This is a genomic window from Hydrogenophaga sp. SNF1 (genome assembly GCF_034421675.1).
In the GTDB taxonomy this organism is placed as follows: domain Bacteria; phylum Pseudomonadota; class Gammaproteobacteria; order Burkholderiales; family Burkholderiaceae_C; genus Hydrogenophaga; species Hydrogenophaga borbori.
The window spans coordinates 3,577,561-3,595,287 of record NZ_CP139793.1 but is presented as its reverse complement, the minus strand read 5'-3'; the positions used below and the strand labels follow the sequence as shown (position 1 = coordinate 3,595,287).

19 protein-coding genes and 1 tRNA gene are annotated in these 17,727 nt (G+C 70.9%); 6 read left to right on the top strand and 14 right to left on the bottom strand.

Features of this window, described 5'->3' with window-relative positions:
• Window positions 1-47: 47 nt before the first annotated feature.
• The 7 genes from SOM08_RS17295 to SOM08_RS17265 form a co-directional block, all read right to left on the bottom strand.
• Window positions 48-779: a hypothetical protein gene (locus SOM08_RS17295; protein WP_322469375.1), complete on the bottom strand. Its 732-nt coding sequence runs from the start codon at window positions 777-779 to the stop codon at window positions 48-50.
• On the bottom strand, window positions 769-2,187 hold the full coding sequence (locus SOM08_RS17290) for an ATP-binding protein (RefSeq protein WP_116960877.1): 1,419 nt from the start codon (window positions 2,185-2,187) through the stop codon (window positions 769-771). Before SOM08_RS17290 ends, SOM08_RS17295 begins: the two co-directional genes overlap by 11 nt.
• 25 nt (window positions 2,188-2,212) lie before the next feature.
• Entirely contained in the window at window positions 2,213-3,574 is a 1,362-nt protein-coding gene (gene miaB / locus SOM08_RS17285) for a tRNA (N6-isopentenyl adenosine(37)-C2)-methylthiotransferase MiaB (RefSeq protein WP_116960863.1), read from the bottom strand.
• Between the two features lie 66 nt (window positions 3,575-3,640).
• A complete protein-coding gene (locus SOM08_RS17280; protein WP_116960864.1) occupies window positions 3,641-4,108 on the bottom strand; it encodes a hypothetical protein in 468 nt (155 codons plus the stop codon).
• Between the two features lie 58 nt (window positions 4,109-4,166).
• Window positions 4,167-4,727 carry a YaeQ family protein gene (locus SOM08_RS17275; RefSeq protein WP_322469374.1) on the bottom strand — a complete coding sequence of 187 codons (561 nt, stop codon included), beginning with the start codon at window positions 4,725-4,727 and terminating at the stop codon, window positions 4,167-4,169.
• 59 nt (window positions 4,728-4,786) lie between these two features.
• Window positions 4,787-4,863, bottom strand: a tRNA-Met gene (locus tag SOM08_RS17270).
• Window positions 4,864-4,897: 34 nt separating this feature from the next.
• Complete coding sequence (locus SOM08_RS17265; RefSeq protein WP_070397308.1) at window positions 4,898-5,680, bottom strand: enoyl-CoA hydratase; 783 nt, start codon at window positions 5,678-5,680, stop codon at window positions 4,898-4,900.
• A 120-nt stretch (window positions 5,681-5,800) separates the two neighbouring features.
• Here SOM08_RS17265 and SOM08_RS17260 point away from each other — a divergent pair, with 120 nt between their 5' ends.
• The 4 genes from SOM08_RS17260 (at window position 5,801) to SOM08_RS17245 (ending at window position 8,921) form a co-directional block, all read left to right on the top strand.
• On the top strand, window positions 5,801-6,595 hold the full coding sequence (locus SOM08_RS17260) for an enoyl-CoA hydratase-related protein (protein WP_116960866.1): 795 nt from the start codon (window positions 5,801-5,803) through the stop codon (window positions 6,593-6,595).
• Window positions 6,595-7,035: a hydroxyphenylacetyl-CoA thioesterase PaaI gene (gene paaI / locus SOM08_RS17255; RefSeq protein ID WP_116960867.1), complete on the top strand. Its 441-nt coding sequence runs from the start codon at window positions 6,595-6,597 to the stop codon at window positions 7,033-7,035. Before SOM08_RS17260 ends, paaI begins: the two co-directional genes overlap by 1 nt.
• Window positions 7,032-8,327: a phenylacetate--CoA ligase PaaK gene (gene paaK, locus SOM08_RS17250; protein ID WP_116960868.1), complete on the top strand. Its 1,296-nt coding sequence runs from the start codon at window positions 7,032-7,034 to the stop codon at window positions 8,325-8,327. The genes paaI and paaK overlap by 4 nt, the downstream gene beginning before the upstream one ends.
• Before the next feature lie 102 nt (window positions 8,328-8,429).
• Window positions 8,430-8,921: a hypothetical protein gene (locus SOM08_RS17245; RefSeq protein WP_116960869.1), complete on the top strand. Its 492-nt coding sequence runs from the start codon at window positions 8,430-8,432 to the stop codon at window positions 8,919-8,921.
• A gap of 24 nt (window positions 8,922-8,945) precedes the next feature.
• On the opposite strand, the gene SOM08_RS17240 is transcribed toward SOM08_RS17245, so the two are convergent.
• Genes SOM08_RS17240 through SOM08_RS17230 form a run of 3 tightly spaced genes read right to left on the bottom strand, consistent with a single transcriptional unit; the run spans window position 8,946 to window position 12,632 of the window.
• A complete protein-coding gene (locus SOM08_RS17240) occupies window positions 8,946-10,751 on the bottom strand; it encodes a peptidase M61 (protein ID WP_322469373.1) in 1,806 nt (601 codons plus the stop codon).
• Window positions 10,748-11,467, bottom strand: a complete 720-nt coding sequence (locus SOM08_RS17235; RefSeq protein ID WP_116960871.1) for a DsbC family protein — start codon at window positions 11,465-11,467, stop codon at window positions 10,748-10,750. Before SOM08_RS17235 ends, SOM08_RS17240 begins: the two co-directional genes overlap by 4 nt.
• Before the next feature lie 28 nt (window positions 11,468-11,495).
• Entirely contained in the window at window positions 11,496-12,632 is a 1,137-nt protein-coding gene (locus SOM08_RS17230; RefSeq protein WP_116960872.1) for an FAD-dependent monooxygenase, read from the bottom strand.
• A gap of 62 nt (window positions 12,633-12,694) precedes the next feature.
• Here SOM08_RS17230 and SOM08_RS17225 point away from each other — a divergent pair, with 62 nt between their 5' ends.
• Together SOM08_RS17225 and ychF are read left to right on the top strand one after the other, a co-directional pair.
• Window positions 12,695-13,579, top strand: a complete 885-nt coding sequence (locus SOM08_RS17225; RefSeq protein WP_322469372.1) for an MOSC domain-containing protein — start codon at window positions 12,695-12,697, stop codon at window positions 13,577-13,579.
• Window positions 13,580-13,732: 153 nt separating this feature from the next.
• Window positions 13,733-14,824 (top strand): redox-regulated ATPase YchF, encoded by a 1,092-nt coding sequence (gene ychF, locus SOM08_RS17220; protein ID WP_322469371.1) that lies wholly within the window; start codon window positions 13,733-13,735, stop codon window positions 14,822-14,824.
• A gap of 54 nt (window positions 14,825-14,878) precedes the next feature.
• On the opposite strand, the gene SOM08_RS17215 is transcribed toward ychF, so the two are convergent.
• From SOM08_RS17215 to SOM08_RS17200, 4 genes are all read right to left on the bottom strand, one after another.
• Window positions 14,879-15,253: a hypothetical protein gene (locus SOM08_RS17215; RefSeq protein ID WP_116959305.1), complete on the bottom strand. Its 375-nt coding sequence runs from the start codon at window positions 15,251-15,253 to the stop codon at window positions 14,879-14,881.
• Between the two features lie 55 nt (window positions 15,254-15,308).
• Window positions 15,309-15,785 carry a type III secretion system chaperone gene (locus tag SOM08_RS17210; RefSeq protein ID WP_116959307.1) on the bottom strand — a complete coding sequence of 159 codons (477 nt, stop codon included), beginning with the start codon at window positions 15,783-15,785 and terminating at the stop codon, window positions 15,309-15,311.
• A gap of 235 nt (window positions 15,786-16,020) precedes the next feature.
• Complete coding sequence (locus tag SOM08_RS17205) at window positions 16,021-17,190, bottom strand: MFS transporter (RefSeq protein WP_245980966.1); 1,170 nt, start codon at window positions 17,188-17,190, stop codon at window positions 16,021-16,023.
• Window positions 17,187-17,669, bottom strand: a complete 483-nt coding sequence (locus SOM08_RS17200; protein WP_116959309.1) for a YqaA family protein — start codon at window positions 17,667-17,669, stop codon at window positions 17,187-17,189. The genes SOM08_RS17205 and SOM08_RS17200 overlap by 4 nt, the downstream gene beginning before the upstream one ends.
• Between the last annotated feature and the right edge of the window lie 58 nt (window positions 17,670-17,727).

Sequence of the window (17,727 nt, the reverse complement as noted above, 5' to 3'; positions counted from 1 at the left end):
CGGTGCGAGCCCCTTCGGGCGGCCGTGCGGTGCTCATGGGGGCTTTCTCAGGGCGCGCGCGGCGCGGGGGCCGCGGGCGCCGGCGGGCGGTTGTTGATGCTGCGCTCGATGGCGCGCATGGCCTCGAGCCGCTCGTTGAGCTGGTCGATGCGGCGCTGCTGCTCGCGCAGCTGCGCGTTCTGCTTGTCCAGGGCCTCTTCGATCTTGCGGTGTTCGAGCAGGCGCTGAGCCAGCAGGCGCGCCAGCGGCTTGAGCGGCGCGCTGTCGGGCGCGGCGCTGTTGGCCACGCGCTGCGCGAGGCCCAGGGCGCGCGCGGTCTCCACCGGCTGGTTCAGGTGCATCAGCGCCAGGGCGAGCTGCAGCTGGCGTTCGGGCGCGCCGCCAGGGTCGCCGATGGCGGCGATCTCCAGGCTCAGTTCGGCCGGGCTGAGGCCGCGCACGCGGTCGGCGTAGCGCAGCAGCCGGGCGGCGGCCTCGCCCTCGGTCGCGCTGGGCGACGCCGGCTGCACCAGCGAGGGGGCCTGCGGGGCAGGGGCCGCCGCGGCGGCCACGGGCGCGGCGGCGGGCGGATGAACCGGCTGGGTTGCCTGGGGCGCGGCGGGGCTCATCGGCGCTGGCGCCGCCCGGGGCGCGCTGCTGGCGATGGGCGGGGCGGGCGGCGGCGGCAGCGGGGTGGTGGCGCAGGCGCTCAGGGCGCAGGTGGCCAGCCAGAGCCCGACCCGGGCGGGGGAGGGATCGAAGCGGGCGGGCGCCGTGGGGCGCGCGGGTTCATGTGGCATGGGGCAACTCGATGCGGAAATGGGCGCCGGCAGGGCTGTCAAGCAGCTCGACGCGGCCGCCGTGGGCGACGATGTACTCATGGACGATGGACAGGCCGATGCCGGTGCCGCGCACCGCGCCGTCGGGCTGGCGCTGGCCGCGGAAGAAGGGCTCGAAGATGCGGTCGCGGTCGGCCTCGGCCACGCCGGGCCCCTGGTCGACGATGTCGATGCTCACGCGCCCCGGCAGGCCCAGCAGCACCAGGCGGATGGTGCCATCCTGCGGCGAAAAGCGGATGGCGTTGAGCAGCAGATTGCCGATGGCCGAGGCCATTTTTTCGCGGTCGACCTGCAGCCAGACCGGATCGCCCTCGACGCGCACCTGCAGGCCGTGCGCCTGCCAGTGCAGGCGCTGCTCTTCCACCAGGTCGTCGAGCAGGCCGCGCAGGTCGGTGCGCTCGCGCCGGAGCTGGCGGGCTTCGAAAGCCACGGCGTTGAAGCGCAGCAGCGCCTCGATCTGTGTCTGCAGCACCTGGGTGTTGTGCTGCAGGATGTTGACCACCTCGGCCTGGTCGGGGTTGAGCGCGCCGGCCACGCCGTCGCCCAGCACCGAGACGCCTTCGCGCAGCGAGGCCAGCGGCGTCTTCAGCTCGTGCGAGATGTGGCGCAGGAAGCGCGCCTTGTCGGCGTCGAGTTCGGTCAGTCGCAGGCGCAGCCAGTCGAGCTGCTGGCCGACGCGGCGCACGTCGCTCGGGCCGACGATGTCGATCGGTTGGTCGAGCCGGTTCTCGCCCAGGGAGACGATGGCGCGCTCCAGCCGCTTGAAGGGCTTGGCCAGCCACACGCCAAAGCCCAGGGCCATGCCGGCGGCCAGCAGGATGGCGCCGGTGACGACCTGCGTGAGCTGCTCCTGGCTGCGCTGGAAACCGGCCTGCAGTGCGGCGTTGCGCGCGGCGATGATGGACTGCACCTTCTGCGCGATGGCCGCGCTGTGGCCGTCGAGTTCACGGAAGGCGCGCGCCACGTCGCGCTCGCGGTCCAGCGCGGTCTCGGGTGGGCCGTCGAGCAATTCGGCCACCGCCTGCATCTGCTCGCGCCAGTTCTGCGCGAACTCGGGCGGCAGCTCGTTGTCCTGCAGGCGCTGCAGGATGTCGCGCGCCTGGCTGGCGGCCTCGCTGAAGCGCTGGCGCAGCTGGCTGTCGCGCAGCACCAGCGACTGGCGCGCCGCGCGCTCCATGGTGAGGCTGCGCTCGGACAGCGACTGCGCCGCGGTGGACAGGGCGATGGCCTGGGCCGTGCCCTCGCGGCTCTGCCCGAGCAGGGTCTCCAGCGAGAACAGCGTGCGCACCGCCGCGCCGCCGAGCAGCGCGCCGATCAGCAGGAAGGCGACCAGCAGCAGCTGCTGGAACGAGAGCGAGGAGGGTCTCACGCGCCCGATCACCGCAGGACCGGCCTCAGGCGGTTTCGCGCACCATGACCTCGCCGCGCAGCGAGTGCGGCAGGGCCTGGGTGATGCGCACATCGATCATCTGGCCGACCAGGCGCGCGCCGTTCGGGCCGCCGTCGAAGTTGACGATGCGGTTGCATTCGGTACGGCCCATGAGCTCGGCCGCGCCGTTCGGGCCCGGGCGCCGCGCGGCGCCCTCCACCAGGATGCGCTGCACCGTGCCCTCGCGGCTGGCGCTGATGCGCCGCACATTGGCCTCGATGGTGGCCTGCAGGTGCTGCAGGCGCTGGAGCTTGAGCTCGTGCGGCGTGTCGTCGGGCAGGTTGGCCGCGGGCGTGCCCGGGCGCGGGCTGAAGATGAAGGAGAAGCTGCTGTCGAAGCCCACGTCCTCGATGAGCTTCATCATCTTGTTGAAATCGTCCTCGGTCTCGCCGGGGAAGCCGACGATGAAGTCGCTGCTCATGGAGATGTCGGGCCGGATCGCCCGCAGCTTGCGGATCGTGCTCTTGTATTCCATGGCCGTGTAGCCGCGCTTCATGGCCATGAGGATGCGGTCGCTGCCGTGCTGCACCGGCAGGTGCAGGTGGCTCACCAGCTGCGGCACGGTGGCGTAGGTTTCGATCAGGCGCGGCGTGAACTCGTTCGGGTGGCTGGTGGTGTAGCGGATGCGCTCGATGCCGGGGATGCCGGCCACGTACTCGATGAGCAGGGCAAAGTCGGCGATCTCGCTGGTGCCGCCCATGGCGCCGCGGTAGGCGTTGACGTTCTGGCCCAGCAGCGTCACCTCCTTCACGCCCTGGTCGGCCAGGCCGGCGATCTCCACCAGCACGTCATCGAAGGGGCGGCTCACCTCTTCGCCGCGCGTGTAGGGCACCACGCAGTAGCTGCAGTATTTGGAGCAGCCTTCCATGATGGAGACGAAGGCCGAGGCGCCGTCCACCTTGGCGGGCGGCAGGTGGTCGAACTTCTCGATCTCGGGGAAGCTGATGTCCACCTGCGGGCGCGCCTGCTGCTGGCGCTGCGCCAGCAGCTCGGGCAGACGGTGCAGGGTCTGCGGGCCGAACACCACGTCGACGAAGGGCGCGCGCTGGATGATGGCGTCGCCTTCCTGGCTGGCCACGCAGCCGCCCACGCCGATGAGCACGCCCTTTTGCTTGAGGTGCTTGACGCGGCCGAGGTCCGAGAACACCTTTTCCTGCGCCTTCTCGCGCACCGAGCAGGTGTTGAAGAGGATGAGGTCGGCCTGCTCGGGGTCGTCGGTGGGCTCGTAGCCCTCGGCGGCGCCCAGCACGTCGGCCATCTTGTCCGAGTCGTACTCGTTCATCTGGCACCCGAAGGTCTTGATGAACACCTTTTTCTGTTGGCTCATGGCAAAGCTCCTGCGGGCGCGAAGCGCCCGTTGCGCCCCATGGCGGGGCGCGCATTCACGTGGGGATCAGTTGGCGGCGGGCTTGGTGGCCGGTGGGGCCGCGCCCTGCTGCGATTCGAAGGTGAAGTTGCGCTCCACACCCAGGGTGCGGCGGCGCTCCTTCTTCTCGGCCTCGCTCAGGATCCAGACCTGCGTGATCTGGCCTTGGCGGTCCATCAGGTAGTTGACCGTGAGCTCGCGGTTCACCAGCGAGGCCGAGCGCAGGTTGCGATTGCTTTCATCGAGGATGCGCGCGCCGGGCGTGAGCCGGGTGACCCGGTCGTCCATCTCGACGTGGGGCGGCAGCTTGACGGTCAGGGTGCCGCGCAGGGCTTCCTTGGGGAAGCTGCGCACGCCGGCCTGCGCGCCGGGCGCGGGCGCCGGCAGGAGCGTGGTGGTCGTGGTGCTGGTGGTGGAGGCTTCGGACTGCGCTTGCGCGGTGCCCGCCAGGGCCAGCGAGGCCCCGATCGCCAGGGAGGTGAGACAGCGGTTCATGGTGTTGATCCAGAGGCTGAACGAAGTCGGCGATTGTCTCACGCGTGCGTTGCCGGGTTCACCGCCAGCGCACGGGCTCCAGGCTCACGCTGCCGCGCTCGCCGCTGAGCGTGAGCACGCCCTCGAGCACCGTGGCCTGCAGCTGCATGCTGCGCTCGGCCAGCGCCCCCAGCGCGGGCGCCGCCTCGGCTGGCAGGCGCCAGACCTGCAGCTTGTCCAGCCGCGTCAGCTTGTTCTCGATGCCGCGCCACCAGACCTCGGCCGCGGGGCCGAAGGCGTAGACGCGCACCGCGTCGGCCTGGCTGCAGGCCTTGGCCAGCGGCTTGTCCTCGGGCTGGCCGACCTCCACCCACAGGCGCTTGCGACCGGTGAAATCGGTCAGGTGCAGATCGGGGTCGTCCGGGTCCGACAGGCCAGCGCCGAAGGCCAGGGTGCCGTCGCCGCCGCAAATGTCGACCAGCTCGTGCGCGTTCAGTGCCAGCGCGGCCAGGCGGACCATCATGCGCTCGTCGGTCTCGCTGGGGTGGCGGGCCAGGGTGAGGGCGTGGTCGGCGTAGTGGCCGTGATCGATGTCGGCGATCTGCAGGTGCGCCTTGAAAACGGTGGACTTGAGGGCCATGGCGATTCGTCGGGCGAATGAAAAAGGCGGGTCCCGTTGCCGGAACCCGCCTCGCTGTCTGGTGGCGATAGGTGGACTTGAACCACCGACATCAGCATTATGAATGCTGCGCTCTAACCAACTGAGCTATATCGCCGAAGCCGCGCATTATAGCCCAAGCCGTGGCGGCTTCAGGCGCCCTTGAAATCGGGTTTTCGCTTTTCCACGAAGGCCGCCATGCCCTCCTTCTGGTCGCGGGTGGCGAACATGGCGTGGAACAGTCGACGCTCGAACATCACGCCGTCGGACAGCGAGCCCTCGAAGGCGCGGTTGACGGACTCCTTGGCCGCCAGCACGCTGGGCAGCGAGAAGCCGCAGATGATGAGCGCGGCGCCCAGGGCCTCGTCCATGAGCTTGTCCAGCGGCACCACGCGGCTGACCAGCCCGGCGCGCTCGGCTTCGGTGGCGTCCATCATGCGGCCGGTGAGCACCAGGTCCATGGCCTTGGACTTGCCCACGGCGCGCGGCAGGCGCTGCGTGCCGCCCGCGCCGGGGATGATGCCCAGCTTGATCTCGGGCTGGCCGAACTTGGCGTTGTCGGCGGCGATGATGAAGTCGCACATCATCGCCAGCTCGCAGCCGCCGCCCAGGGCGAAGCCGCTGACGGCGGCGATGACGGGCTTGCGCACCGAGCGGATCTGCTCCCAGTTGCGGGTGATGTAGTCGCCCTTGTAGACGTCGGCGAAGTCGTACGTGGCCATGGCGCCGATGTCGGCCCCGGCGGCGAAGGCCTTTTCGCTGCCGGTGACGATCATGCAGCCGATGTCCGGGTCGGCGTCAAAGGCCTTGAGTGCGGCGCCCAGCTCGTCCATGAGCTGGTCGTTCAGCGCGTTGAGCTGCTTGGGCCGGTTCAGCGCGACGATGCCGACGCGCCCTTCGGTGCGCACGGTGATGCATTCGGGGGTGGTGCTCATGGGTCTCCTCGGGTAGGGGTACGCGGTTCAGCCGGTCACTATAGCGTCAGGGAAAATATTAGCCGACCGATCGGTTGGTTAATGGTAAATTGCCGCCGACCCACCCAACGAGGAGACACGATGAGCGACACCACCGTGGTGTACGAGGAACGCGGGGCCGTGGCCCTGCTGACCCTCAACCGCCCCGAGGCACTGAACAGCTTCACGCGCGCCATGCACCGCGACCTCTGGGCCGCGCTGGACCGCGCCGAGGCCCATGCCGCCATCCGCGCGCTGGTCATCACCGGTGCGGGGCGCGGCTTTTGCGCCGGCGCCGACCTGGCGGAGTTCGACTTCGAGCCCGGCCCCGACCTGGTGCAGCGCGCCGACCCGGGTCCGGTGATCGAGCAGGCCTTCAACCCCACGGCGCGCCGCCTCATGGCGCTGCGCATGCCCACCATCGCGGCCGTCAATGGCGTGGCGGCGGGCGCGGGCGCCTCCCTGGCCATGTGCTGCGACATCGCCATCGCCGCGCCGGGTGCGAGCTTCATCCAGGCCTTCAGCAAGATTGGGCTGATCCCCGACGCCGGCGGCAGCTGGCTGCTGGTGGAGCGCCTGGGCCTGGCGCGCGCCATGGCCCTGGCCATGACGGGCGACAAGCTGCCCGCCCAGCAGGCCAAGGACTGGGGAATGATCTGGGACGTGGCCGAGGATTGCGTGGGCAGCGCGCTCGTCCTGGCCGACAAGCTCGCGGCCATGCCGACCAAGGCCCTGGTGGCCACGCGCGGCCTGTTGCGCGAGGCCTCCACGCGTGGCTTCAGCCAGCAGCTCGATGCCGAGCGCGACACGCAGTCGGCCCTGGGCCGCACGCACGACTACATCGAGGGCGTGATGGCCTTCCGCGAAAAGCGCCCGGCGCGCTTCAAGGGGGAGTGATGACGCCCGAGCAACGCGCCGAGACCGTCGGCACGACCATGTTCGCCAACGACGTGGCCAGCAAGGACACCATGGGCATGGAGCTGCTGGCCTGCGGTCCCGGCCGCGCCACCATGCGCATGGCCGTGAAGCCGCTGCACCTCAACGGCCACCAGATCTGCCACGGCGGCTTCATCTTCACCCTGGCCGACTCCACCTTCGCCTTCGCCTGCAACAGCCACAACCGCAACGCGGTGGCCGCCGGCTGCAGCATCGAGTTCCTGCGCCCCGCGCACGCGGGCGACGTGCTCACCTGCGAGGGCATGGAGCAGACGCTGTCGGGCCGCCACGGCATCTACGACATGAAGGTCAGCAACCAGCGCGGCGAGGTGGTCGCCATGTTCCGTGGCAAGAGCGCGCAGATTCCCGGTCACGTGTTTCCCGAAGAGGACAAGGCATGAACAGCTTCCCCCTGGAACCCATCGAGAAGGCCAGCCTCGACGAGCTGCGCTCGCTGCAGCTCAAGCGCCTGCGCGCCACGCTGGCCCACGCCTACGCCAACTCGCCCGTCTACCGCGCCAAGTTCGACGCCGCGGGCGTGCACCCCGACGACTGCCGCTCGCTGGAGGACCTGGCGAAGTTCCCCTTCACCACCAAGGCCGACCTGCGCGACAACTACCCCTTCGGCATGTTCGCGGTGCCGCGGGAGAAGTGCGCGCGCATCCACGCCAGCAGCGGCACCACGGGCAAGCCCACGGTGGTGGGCTACACGCTGCGCGACATCGACACCTGGGCCACGGTGATGGCGCGCAGCATCCGCGCCAGCGGCGCGCGCCCGGGCGACCTGGTGCACGTGAGCTACGGCTACGGCCTGTTCACCGGTGGCCTGGGTGCGCACTACGGCGCCGAGAAGCTGGGCCTGACGGTGGTGCCCTTCGGTGGCGGCCAGACCGAGCGCCAGGTGCAACTGATCCAGGACTTCCGGCCCGACATCATCATGGTCACGCCGAGCTACATGCTGGCCATCGCCGACGAGTTCGAGCGCCAGGGCCTGGACCCGCGCGACAGCAGCCTGCGCATCGGCATCTTCGGCGCCGAGCCCTGGACCAACGACATGCGGCTGGCCATCGAACAGCGCTTGGGGCTGGACGCGGTGGACATCTACGGCCTGTCCGAGGTCATGGGTCCCGGCGTGGCCAACGAGTGCGTGGAAACCAAGGACGGCCCGACCATCTGGGAAGACCACTTCTACCCCGAGATCATTCACCCCGAGACGGGCGAGGTGCTGCCCGACGGCGAGCTCGGCGAGCTGGTCTTCACCAGCCTGACGAAAGAGGCGCTGCCCATCGTCCGCTACCGCACGCGCGACCTCACGCGCCTGCTGCCGGGCACGGCGCGCACCATGCGCCGCATGGAGAAGATCACCGGTCGCAGCGACGACATGATGATCGTGCGCGGCGTGAACGTGTTTCCCACGCAGATCGAGGAGCTCATCCTCAAGCACGCCGCGCTCACCGCGCACTACCAGTGCGTGCTCACGCGCGAGGGCCCCATGGACTGCCTGACGGTGCGCGTGGAAACGCGCCCCGGCCTGGCGCCCGAGGCCGACGAGGCGCGCGGCGCCGCGCGTGAACTGCAGCACGATGTGAAGACCTTCGTGGGCACCAGCATCGAGGTGGTGCTGCTGCACGAGGGCGGCGTGGAGCGCAGCCAGGGCAAGGCCAGGCGCGTGATCGACCAGCGGCCGCGATGAATCGCACGGGCGGCGGCGGGTTTGTGGCGAATTGAGGTCAAACCCGCTGGTCACCCCCGGAGGGGATCGCTACATTCGCGGCCAAATCCTGCCCGGCTAGCGATGGACAAACACCTGATCTTCTCCAAAACGGAACAGGGCCGCGAGGCCCTGAGCAGCCGTCCCGCCGGCCTGGGGCCGCGCCTGCGTTCCCTGCTGATCATGGTGGACGGCAAGCGCAGCGTGGCCGACTTCGACAAGTTGCTGGGTGCCGACGCGGCCCCCCTGCTGGAACAGCTGGCCGGGCAAGGCTGGGTGCGGGGCGAGGGGGCGGCGCCGGACAATGGGGCCGCCGCGGACGGCGCGGTCCCGGCCCCCGCGCCGGCGGATGCCGCGCCCGCGCTGCCTTTTGCCGACGCACGCCGCCTGGTGGTCCGCTTCGTCAACGACCAGCTCGGGCCCATGGGCGAGCCGCTGGCCCTGCGCATCGAAGGCTGCAAGACGCCGGCCGACCTGCAGGCCCTGCTGCCGCGCGTGCGCGAGGGCCTGCTGAACTTCAAGAACGCCGCGACGGTCGCCCAGTTCGATCAGGACGTGGCCTCGCGCCTGTCCTGAGCGGCCCGCGCGGGGCCCGGGCGTTCAGGCGTTCAGCCAGCCCGCCAGGCGCGCGGCGTCGTCCACCCCCAGGCGCAGCGCCTGTTGCTCTTCGGGCCAGTGCAGGGCCAGGCGCAGGATCTGCCGGTCACGCGAGACCAGGGCCGTGAGCCGCGTGCGCGCGCCGCGCAGGGCATCGACCTCGTCCAGGCGCGCCACGCGCCCGGCCTCGGCCGGCGCGCCGCGGCGCGCGGGCGCGAACTCCACGCCCAGCCACTCGTCCCCGGCCGCAAAACCGGCCGCCTCGGCGGCGCCGCCGCGCAGCACGGTCTTGATGTGCAGCGCGCCACCGGCCTCGCTCACGCGCAGGCCCAGGCGCTGGGCCAACGGCGCCGCGTCGTGCTGCACCTTGGCGCCGCGGGCCTTGAGCAGGCGCTCGGCCGGCAGCCCGCCGGTGCCGTGCACCCAGTCGGCGAGTTCGGCCCCATAGGCCCGTCCGCCCACGCGGCGCAGCGCGGCGCGCACCTCGCTCTCGCGCAGGGGACCGCCATCGCAGCGGCGCCAGAGCTCGCGCATCACCTCGTCGAGCGAGCCCGGGCCTTCGTCGCGCATCGTGAGGTCCAGGCACAGCGCCACCAGCGCGCCCTTGGTGTAGTAGCTCACGGTGGCGTTGGGCGTGTTCTCGCCCAGTCGGTAGTACTTCACCCAGGCGTCGAAGCTGGCCTGGGCCACGCTTTGCAGCAGGCGCCCGGGCGTCTGGTTCACCTGGTTGATGTTCTTGGCCACGAGCTGCAGGTAGGTGGCGTCGTCGATCAGGCCCGCACGGCGCAGGAACAGGTCGTCGTAGTAGCTGGTGAAGCCCTCGAAGAACCACAGCAGCTCGGTGTAGTTCTCGGCGTCGTAGTCGTAGCGCGCGAATTCCGCCGGGCGCAGCCGCTTGACGTTCCAGGTGTGGAAGTACTCGTGGCTGATCAGGCCCAGCAGCGTGGTGTAGCCGTCGCTGGCCTTGAGCGCGCGGTCCTTGGCACCGGCGCGCGGCAGGTCGTTGCGCTGGCAGATGAGGGCGGTGCTGTTGCGGTGTTCCAGGCCGCCGTAGCCGTCGCCACTGGCGTGCAGCATGAAGACGTAGCGCTCGAAGGGCGGTGCGCCGTCGCCGTGCCAGAAGGCGATCTGCGCCTCGCAGACGCGGCGGGTGTCCTCGATCAGGCGCTCGGTGTCGACCCAGCCGCCGGCGCCGGTGAGCACGAAGCGGTGCGGTACGCCGCCAGCCACGAACTCGGCGCTGAAGAAGCGGCCCAGCGTGAACGGGCAGTCGGCGAGCTCGTCGTAGTCGGCGGCGAGGTAGTCGCCGAAGCCGTGTTCGTCGGTGCGCGCGGCGCGCAGGCCGCTGGCGGCCTGCCAGTCCTCGGGCGCGGCGCCGCGTTCCAGCGTGAGCGCGTGCGGCCGGTCTTCCAGGCCGAGCGCGCGCAGGCAGGTGCTGGTGGCGTTGAAGAAGCCGCGCGTGGCGTCCAGGAAGGCGGTGCGCACCGAGGCGTCGAAGGCATAGACCTGGTAGCGCAGCTCCAGCGGCTGGCCGGCCGCGTTGTCGGCCTGCCAGCGGTGTTTGTCGAGCTGCTTGAGCGCCACCGTCTGGCCGCCCTGGCGCGCGTCCAGGCCCTGCAGGTGCTGGGAGAACTCGCGCACCAGGTAGCTGCCCGGAATCCACACCGGCAGCGCGAAGCGCTGGCGGGCGGTGGGCCGCTCGACGGTCAGCGTGACGCTGAAGAGGTGGCTGTGCGGGTGGTCCACCGCGATGCGGTAGCGCACGGCGGCGGCCGTGTCGCGCGAGGGGCGGCGCCGTGTGGTGCTCATTTGGCCTTGGCGGTCTTGAGCAGGGTCTCCAGGCGTTCGGCGTCGACCGCGCCCGGCACGCGCGTGCCATCGACGAAGAAAAGGGTGGGCGTGCCGTTGACGCGCAGCTCGCGGCCCAGCGCCACGTTGCGTTCCACGGCGGCGGTGTCGCAGCTGGCGTTGGGGATGGCGGTGCCGCGCAGCATCCAGTCGGTGTAGGTCTTGCCCTTGTCCTTGGCGCACCAGATGGCCTGCGACTTCTTCACCGAGTCGGGGCCGAGGATGGGGTAAATGAAGACGTGGATGGTCACGTCCTCGACCTCGGCGAGCGTCTTCTCCAGCCGCTTGCAGTAGCCGCAGTTGGGGTCGCTGAAGACGGCGATCTGGCGCGTGCCCTTGCCGTGCACCACCTTGAAGGCGTCCTTCAGCGGCAGGCTGGAGAAATCGACCGCGCCGAGTTTCTGCACGCGCTGTTCGGTCAGGTCGACGCGGCTGCGCGTGTCGAACATGGAGCCCTGGATCAGGTAGTTGCCTTCGCTGTCCGAGTAGAGGATTTCGGAGCGGTTGATGCGGATCTCCCAGAGGCCGGGGAAGGGCGTCTTGCTCACCTCCTCGATGGGCGGCAGGTTGGGCAGGCGCTCGGCGAGGTTCTTGCGGATGGCGGCTTCGTTGGCCGAGGCGGCGAAGGCCAGGCTGGCGATCAGCGGCAGCCAGAGGGTCTTGAGCGGCAGTTTCATGGACGGGTCTCGTGAATCGGGTGTCGGTTCAGAGCGACAGGCCCATGGCCTGGCGCGCGAACCAGCGCTTGAGCGGGCCGCTGCGGTCGAAGCCGGCGAGCCCGCGGTTGCGCAGCAGCTGCACGCGTGGGTCGCTCAGGCCGAAGAGCGAGAACAGGCCGTCGGTGACGGCGGACATGGCCTGGACATCGGCCGCGCGGGCGCGCTCGTAGCGTCTGAGCAGTTTGGCGTCGCCGAGTTCGCGCCAGTATTCGCGGGCGTGCAGCACGCGGGCCAGTTCGGCGGCGTCGGCCAGGCCCAGGTTGAGCCCCTGGCCGGCCAGCGGGTGCACGGCGTGGGCGGCGTCGCCGGCCAGGGCCACGGCGCCCTGCTCGGTGTGGGTGAACCAGCGCCGCGCGCGCGACAGCTGCAGCGGCCAGGCCTGCGCCGGGCCCAGTGGGGTGAGGGCGCCCAGGGCCTGGGCGCAGCGTGCCTGCACGGCCTCGGCGAAGGCGGGGGCGTCGGCCTGGAGCCATTCGTCGGCCTGCGGACCCGGCAGCGACCAGACCAGAGCGAGGTCGTGGCCATCGGCGCCGCCCAGGGGCAGCAGGGCCAGCACCTCGCCGTGGGCGAACCACTGGCGCGCCACGCCGCCGTGCGGCCGTTCGGCGCGCAGCCGCGCGGCCAGGGCCTTGTGGGGGTAGGCGTGGGTGTCGTAGTCGATGCCCAGGGCCTCGCGCGTGGCGCTGTGCCGGCCCTCGCAGACCACGGTGAGGCGCGCGGGCGGCGCCTCGGCCACCCGCTCCACGCCGGCCGCGAAGCCCACGGCATCGGCCAGGCGCTGCTCCAGCGCGGGCACGTCCACGATCCAGGCCAGGGCCTCGGCGCCCAGCGCGTCCGCGTCGAAGCGCAACTGGCCGCCGTCGTCGCCCCAGACCTGCATGGCGCGCACGGGGGTCACGGCGCCGGGCACGGCGTCGGGCCAGGCGCGCAGCGAGACGAGCAGGTCGCGCGAGGCCTTGTTGAGGGCGTAGGCGCGCACGTCCTGAGCGCGCGGGGGGGTATCGGGAGCCACCAGGGCGACGCGCAGGCGGTCCTGCGCGAGCAGCAAGGCCAGGGCCTGGCCCACCACGCCGGCGCCGCGGATGGCCACGTCGGCGCGCCGGGGGGAGGAAGAAGGGGACATGGCGGGATTCTAGGAGCGCGGCACAATCCGTCGCTTCGCCGATACCGATACCCGCATCCACCATGAGCGACACCGCCGACGTGCAAGCCACCATCGAGCAACTCTGGATCTACCCCGTCAAGTCCTGCGCGGGGGTGCGCCTCGAGGAGGCCGAGCTGACCGACACCGGGCTGCTTTACGACCGCGCCTGGATGGTGGTGGACGAACAGGGCGAATTCGTGACGCAGCGCGAACTGCCGCGCATGGCGCTGATCCAGCCCAGCTTCAAGATGGGGCAGCTGGTGCTGCGGGCCCCGGGCATGCTCTCGCTGCACCTGGCGCTGGACGCGGCCGAGGAGCCGGCCACCGTGCGCGTGTGGGGCGACAGCGTTCAGGCCTACGACATGGGCGACATCGCGGCCCAGTGGTTCAGCGATTTCCTGGGGCCGGACGCGCCCGGGCCGCTCAAGCGGCTGCGCCTGGCGCGCTTTGACCCGGAGGTGCGCCGCCCCAGCGACCCCCGGTGGACCGGCGGCCGCGAGGCCGGCACCCAGTTCGCCGACGGTTTTGCGCTGCTGCTGACCAGCGCGGCCTCGCTGGACGAGCTCAACGCCCGCCTGGTGGGTGACGGCCACGCGCCGGTGGACCAGCGCCGTGTGCGGCCGAACATCGTGCTCGGCGGTCTGCAGGCGCACGACGAGGACCGCGTCGGCGCCCTGTGCATCGCTGCCGAGGGCGGCGACGCGGTGATCGAGCCCGTGAAGCCCTGCGCGCGCTGCTCGATCCCGGACGTCGACCCCGATGCCGGGCAAGCCGGCCACGCCGTGGGCGATGCGATGCGCAGCTACCGGGCCGACCCGCGCATGGACGGTGCCATCACCTTCGGCATGAACGCCATCGTGCTCGAAGGCGATGGCCGGGTGCTGCGCGTGGGGCAGCGCGTCAGCGCTGACTGGCGCTTCGACTGAGCCCGGCGGCGCCGCTCGGTACAATCGGCGCCCGTTTCCCCATGGCCTAACGAGGACTCGGTCCTCACGGCGTCCGGGTGCCTTTCACCTCGACGCGCAGGTCTGCCGCGCAGGCGCTGCACGTCGCCGGGGGGCGATTCACAAGGAACTTCCATGAGCCTCCAATGCGGCATCGTGGGCCTGCCCAACGTGGGCAAGTCCACGCTCTTCAACGCCCTCACCAAGGCCGGCATCGCGGCCGAGAACTACCCGTTCTGCACCATCGAGCCCAACACGGGCGTGGTCGAGGTGCCCGATCCGCGCCTGGCGCAACTGGCCGCGATCGTCAAACCCGAGCGCATCGTGCCGGCCATCGTGGAGTTCGTGGACATCGCCGGCCTGGTGGCGGGCGCGAGCACCGGCGAGGGCTTGGGCAACAAGTTCCTCGCGCACATCCGCGAGACCGACGCCATCGTCAACGTGGTGCGCTGTTTCGAAGACCCGAACGTGATCCACGTGGCCAACAAGGTCGACCCCATCGCCGACATCGAGGTCATCCAGACCGAGCTCTGCCTGGCCGACCTGGCCTCGGTGGAAAAGGCCATTCACCGCATCAGCAAGACCGCGCGCTCGGGCGACAAGGAGTCGATCAAGCAACTGGCCATCCTGGAGAAATGCCAGGCCGCGCTCAACGACACCCAGCCGGTGCGCACCATCGATTTCAGCAAGGAAGAACAGGCGCAGCTCAAGCAGTTCTTCCTCATCACGGCCAAGCCCGCGATGTTCGTGGCCAACGTGTCGGAAGACGGCTTCGAGAACAACCCGCTGCTCGAGCGCCTGCAGGCCTTCGCCGCCAAGCAGAACGCCCCCGTGGTCGCCATCTGCGCCAAGATCGAGGCCGAACTCGCCGAGATGGACGACGCCGACCGGCTCGAGTTCCTCAAGGAGCTGGGGCAGGAGGAGCCCGGCCTGAACCGCCTGATCCGCGCCGCCTACCAGCTGCTGGGCCTGCAGACCTACTTCACCGCCGGTGTGAAAGAGGTGCGCGCCTGGACCATCCGCGTCGGCGACACCGGCCCCCAGGCCGCGGGCGTGATCCACACCGACTTCGAGAAGGGTTACATCCGCGCCCAGACCATCGCCTTCGACGACTACATCGCGCACGGTGGCGAGCAGGGCGCGAAGGAGGCGGGCAAGATGCGCGCCGAAGGCAAGGAGTACGTCGTCAAGGACGGCGACGTGATGAACTTCCTGTTCTCGGGCTGAAGGCCGCGGCCGCTGTCCCGCAAGAGAAAGGGGCCCCGAGGGGCCCCTTTTTTTTCATGCCGACGGTGGCGCGTGCCGGGGGGCCTCGCCGTCGGCAGGCGTGTCGCCGGCCCCGGGCGACTGGCGCAGAAAGGCCATGAGCCGGCTCAGCTCCGATTGCAGCTGGGGGTCGGCCGCCGCCGCGTCGGGCAGGTGGCGGCTGCGCACCAGGGCCACGGTGGCGTCGCGACGGGCCTGGCGGCGGGTGAGGTGGTCCAGCAGCCATTCGCGGCGGGCGGTGTCGCGCGCATTGGCCGTCACCGGGTGCGCCACACCGGGCCGGCGGAAGATCAGGTGCCCCTGGGGCGCGGCCGCCTGGTGGGCTGCGCCCGCCTCGTCGGTGGCGGGCGCAGCGGTCGCGTCGTCGGAGGTGGGCGTGGGGGTGGACATGCGAGGTGCCTCAGGGATGTTGAAACGGGCGTTCGTTCGTGGGCGCGAGACCGGTTCAGGCGCGCGTGAGCATCGCGCTGGGGACTTTCGGGGCCTCGCCGTCGGCCGCGACGGCGCTTTCAATGTACATGGACCACAGCAGTCGCAGGCCCTCCAGCCGCAGCATCTCGTTGGCCAGCACGATGTGCCGGTTCGACTCGTCTTCCGGGAACACGTCGTTGATGAGGAGCAGGTTGTCGTCCTCGTCGTCCTTGGCCAGGCGCATGCTGCCCAGTTCGCCCCACAGCAGGTTGAAGGTGAGGGCGGCCGAGTGAACCTTGGCGCGCGCCTCGGGCGCCGGTTCGCCCAGTGCGGTGGTGAGCACCAGTCGCAGGGGGTGCTGGGCCCACTCCACGACGCATTCGCCGCCGGTTTCGAAATGCACCAGCCAGGTGGCCTCGCGCAGTTCGACCACGGCCTCGACGGCCTCGCTGTGCTCGGCGGCGGCCACCAGGCAGGCGGCGGCTTCTTCGGGAGTGCGGAGTTCGGTCATGGGGCCTCGGCGGACGGTGGCTGGGGATGTGATGCCTTGAGTGGCCGGGCCGGCCGGGGCGTTCCCACCGGCAGGGGACTAGGTCGATGGGACGGGTGGGTCGAAAAAAAGCGCGGCCGCCTCTTGTAAAGGCGCCGCGCCGGGGCGATGGGGCGGCGGGGGTGTGCGCCGCGCCGCGATCGCGCGGCCCATGGGTGGCGAGGCGTTGGCGATGGTTCCACCGCCGCCTCTGGTCCTAGGCGGCTGGCGCCGGGCGCGACACCCAAGCCGCCCACCCGCTCAGGGCGATGGCTGTGGCCGCCACCACCAGGCCCACGGTGTGCAGGCTCAGCATGTGCCCTTGCGCGATCATCAGCCCGCCCAGCGCGGCCCCGAGCGCCTGCCCGCCATACATGGCCGAACTGTTCAACGCCACCGTCGCCGGCGCCAGGGCGGGCGACAAATGCACCAGCCGCGCCTGCTGCGCCGAGTTGGCCGAGAAGCAACCCAGCGCCCAGGGCACCAGCACCAGCGCCTGCAGCCAGACCGAGGCGCGGCCCAGCGGCCACAGCAGCAGCGTCAGCGCGATCAGGCTCAGGGTGATGAGCACCGCGCGCGGCGCGCCGATGCGGTCGATGGAGCGCGACACCAGCACGTTGCCCAGCAGGCCGAAGGCGCCGAACCACAGGAACAGCAGCGACAGCCCGGCGCCGTTCAGCCCGTGCGTCTGCGCAAAATAGGGCGCGAAGTACGAGAACAGCGTGAACTGCGAGAAGGCCGAGAGCAGGGTCACGCCCACCGCCATCATGAGCGGTGCCGAGCCCAGGGTGCGGCCCCAGGCCTCGCGCGAGAGCGCGGCGGGCCGCACGCCGTCGGGCATGGCGCGCCAGACCCAGAGGCTGACCAGCCAGGCCGAGACCGCCACCAGGCCAAAGGCCCAGCGCCAGCCCCAGGCCCCGCCGATCCAGGCAGCCAGTGGCATGCCCATCACCGATGCCACCGACCAGCCCAAGAACACGAAGGTGATGCCGCGCCCGCGCTGCTCGGGCGGCACCAGCAGGCCCACGCAGGCCGCGGCCTGCGGCGTGAACACGGCGGGCGACATCACCGCCAGCACGCGCAGGGGCATGAGGGTGGCGTAGTTGGGCGCCAGCGCGCAGGCCGCGTGCAGCAGGCCGTACCAGATCAGCGAGCCCGTCAGCAGGCGCCGCCGGTCCCAGCCCGCCACCAGGCCGGCGAACAGCGGCGCGCCCAGGCCCATGAGGATGGCGGCGGCCGTGATCAGTTGCCCGGCCTGCGGCACCGAAATGCCCAGCGACTGGCTGATGTCGTTCAGCGTGCCGGGCACCACCATGACCCCCGTGCCGATGACGAGGTTGCCGATCATGAGGGCCCAGAGGATGGGGGCGGACGCGTCGCGGCTCACCAGGACAGCCCTTCGGGAAACACCCACAGCAGCGCGGCCGTCATGGTGAGGTAGCGCGCGAACTTGCCGACGGCCATGTAGGCCACGCAGGGCCAGAACGGAAAGCGCAGCCAGCCGGCCACGGCGCACAGCGGATCGCCGACCACGGGCAGCCAGCTCAGCAGGCAGGCCTTGGGGCCGAAGCGCTCCAGCCAGCGCAGGGCGCGCAGCTCGGTGCTGTTGCCGCGCGCCCGGTCCACCAGCCGGTGCGTGCCCAGGCCCATGGCCCAGCTCACGGCGCCACCCAGCGTATTGCCGGCCGTGGCCACCAGCACGGCGGGCCAGAACAGCTCGGGGTTGAGTTTGATGAGCCCGAAGACGGCGGGCTCGGAGCCCATGGGCAACAGCGTGGCCGAGACGAAAGCCACCACGAAGACGGTCGTCAGCCCGACCTCGGGCAGGGCGAGCAGTTGGGCGAGGTGCTGGAACCAGGGGGGCATGGGCGCGGCGGGTGGGCCGCGCGGATTCTGTCACCGATCAAGAGACCCGCGCGCCACC

Coding starts and splice junctions, on each gene's coding strand:
- SOM08_RS17200 (WP_116959309.1), bottom strand. CDS start 17,669: ATGCCCCCCTGGTTCCAGCACCTCGCCCAACTGCTCGCCCTGCCCGAG.
- ychF (WP_322469371.1), top strand. CDS start 13,733: ATGAGCCTCCAATGCGGCATCGTGGGCCTGCCCAACGTGGGCAAGTCC.
- SOM08_RS17215 (WP_116959305.1), bottom strand. CDS start 15,253: ATGTCCACCCCCACGCCCACCTCCGACGACGCGACCGCTGCGCCCGCC.
- SOM08_RS17210 (WP_116959307.1), bottom strand. CDS start 15,785: ATGACCGAACTCCGCACTCCCGAAGAAGCCGCCGCCTGCCTGGTGGCC.
- paaK (WP_116960868.1), top strand. CDS start 7,032: ATGAACAGCTTCCCCCTGGAACCCATCGAGAAGGCCAGCCTCGACGAG.
- SOM08_RS17240 (WP_322469373.1), bottom strand. CDS start 10,751: ATGAGCACCACACGGCGCCGCCCCTCGCGCGACACGGCCGCCGCCGTG.
- SOM08_RS17225 (WP_322469372.1), top strand. CDS start 12,695: ATGAGCGACACCGCCGACGTGCAAGCCACCATCGAGCAACTCTGGATC.
- SOM08_RS17230 (WP_116960872.1), bottom strand. CDS start 12,632: ATGTCCCCTTCTTCCTCCCCCCGGCGCGCCGACGTGGCCATCCGCGGC.
- miaB (WP_116960863.1), bottom strand. CDS start 3,574: ATGAGCCAACAGAAAAAGGTGTTCATCAAGACCTTCGGGTGCCAGATG.
- SOM08_RS17235 (WP_116960871.1), bottom strand. CDS start 11,467: ATGAAACTGCCGCTCAAGACCCTCTGGCTGCCGCTGATCGCCAGCCTG.
- SOM08_RS17260 (WP_116960866.1), top strand. CDS start 5,801: ATGAGCGACACCACCGTGGTGTACGAGGAACGCGGGGCCGTGGCCCTG.
- paaI (WP_116960867.1), top strand. CDS start 6,595: ATGACGCCCGAGCAACGCGCCGAGACCGTCGGCACGACCATGTTCGCC.
- SOM08_RS17280 (WP_116960864.1), bottom strand. CDS start 4,108: ATGAACCGCTGTCTCACCTCCCTGGCGATCGGGGCCTCGCTGGCCCTG.
- SOM08_RS17295 (WP_322469375.1), bottom strand. CDS start 779: ATGCCACATGAACCCGCGCGCCCCACGGCGCCCGCCCGCTTCGATCCC.
- SOM08_RS17265 (WP_070397308.1), bottom strand. CDS start 5,680: ATGAGCACCACCCCCGAATGCATCACCGTGCGCACCGAAGGGCGCGTC.
- SOM08_RS17245 (WP_116960869.1), top strand. CDS start 8,430: ATGGACAAACACCTGATCTTCTCCAAAACGGAACAGGGCCGCGAGGCC.
- SOM08_RS17275 (WP_322469374.1), bottom strand. CDS start 4,727: ATGGCCCTCAAGTCCACCGTTTTCAAGGCGCACCTGCAGATCGCCGAC.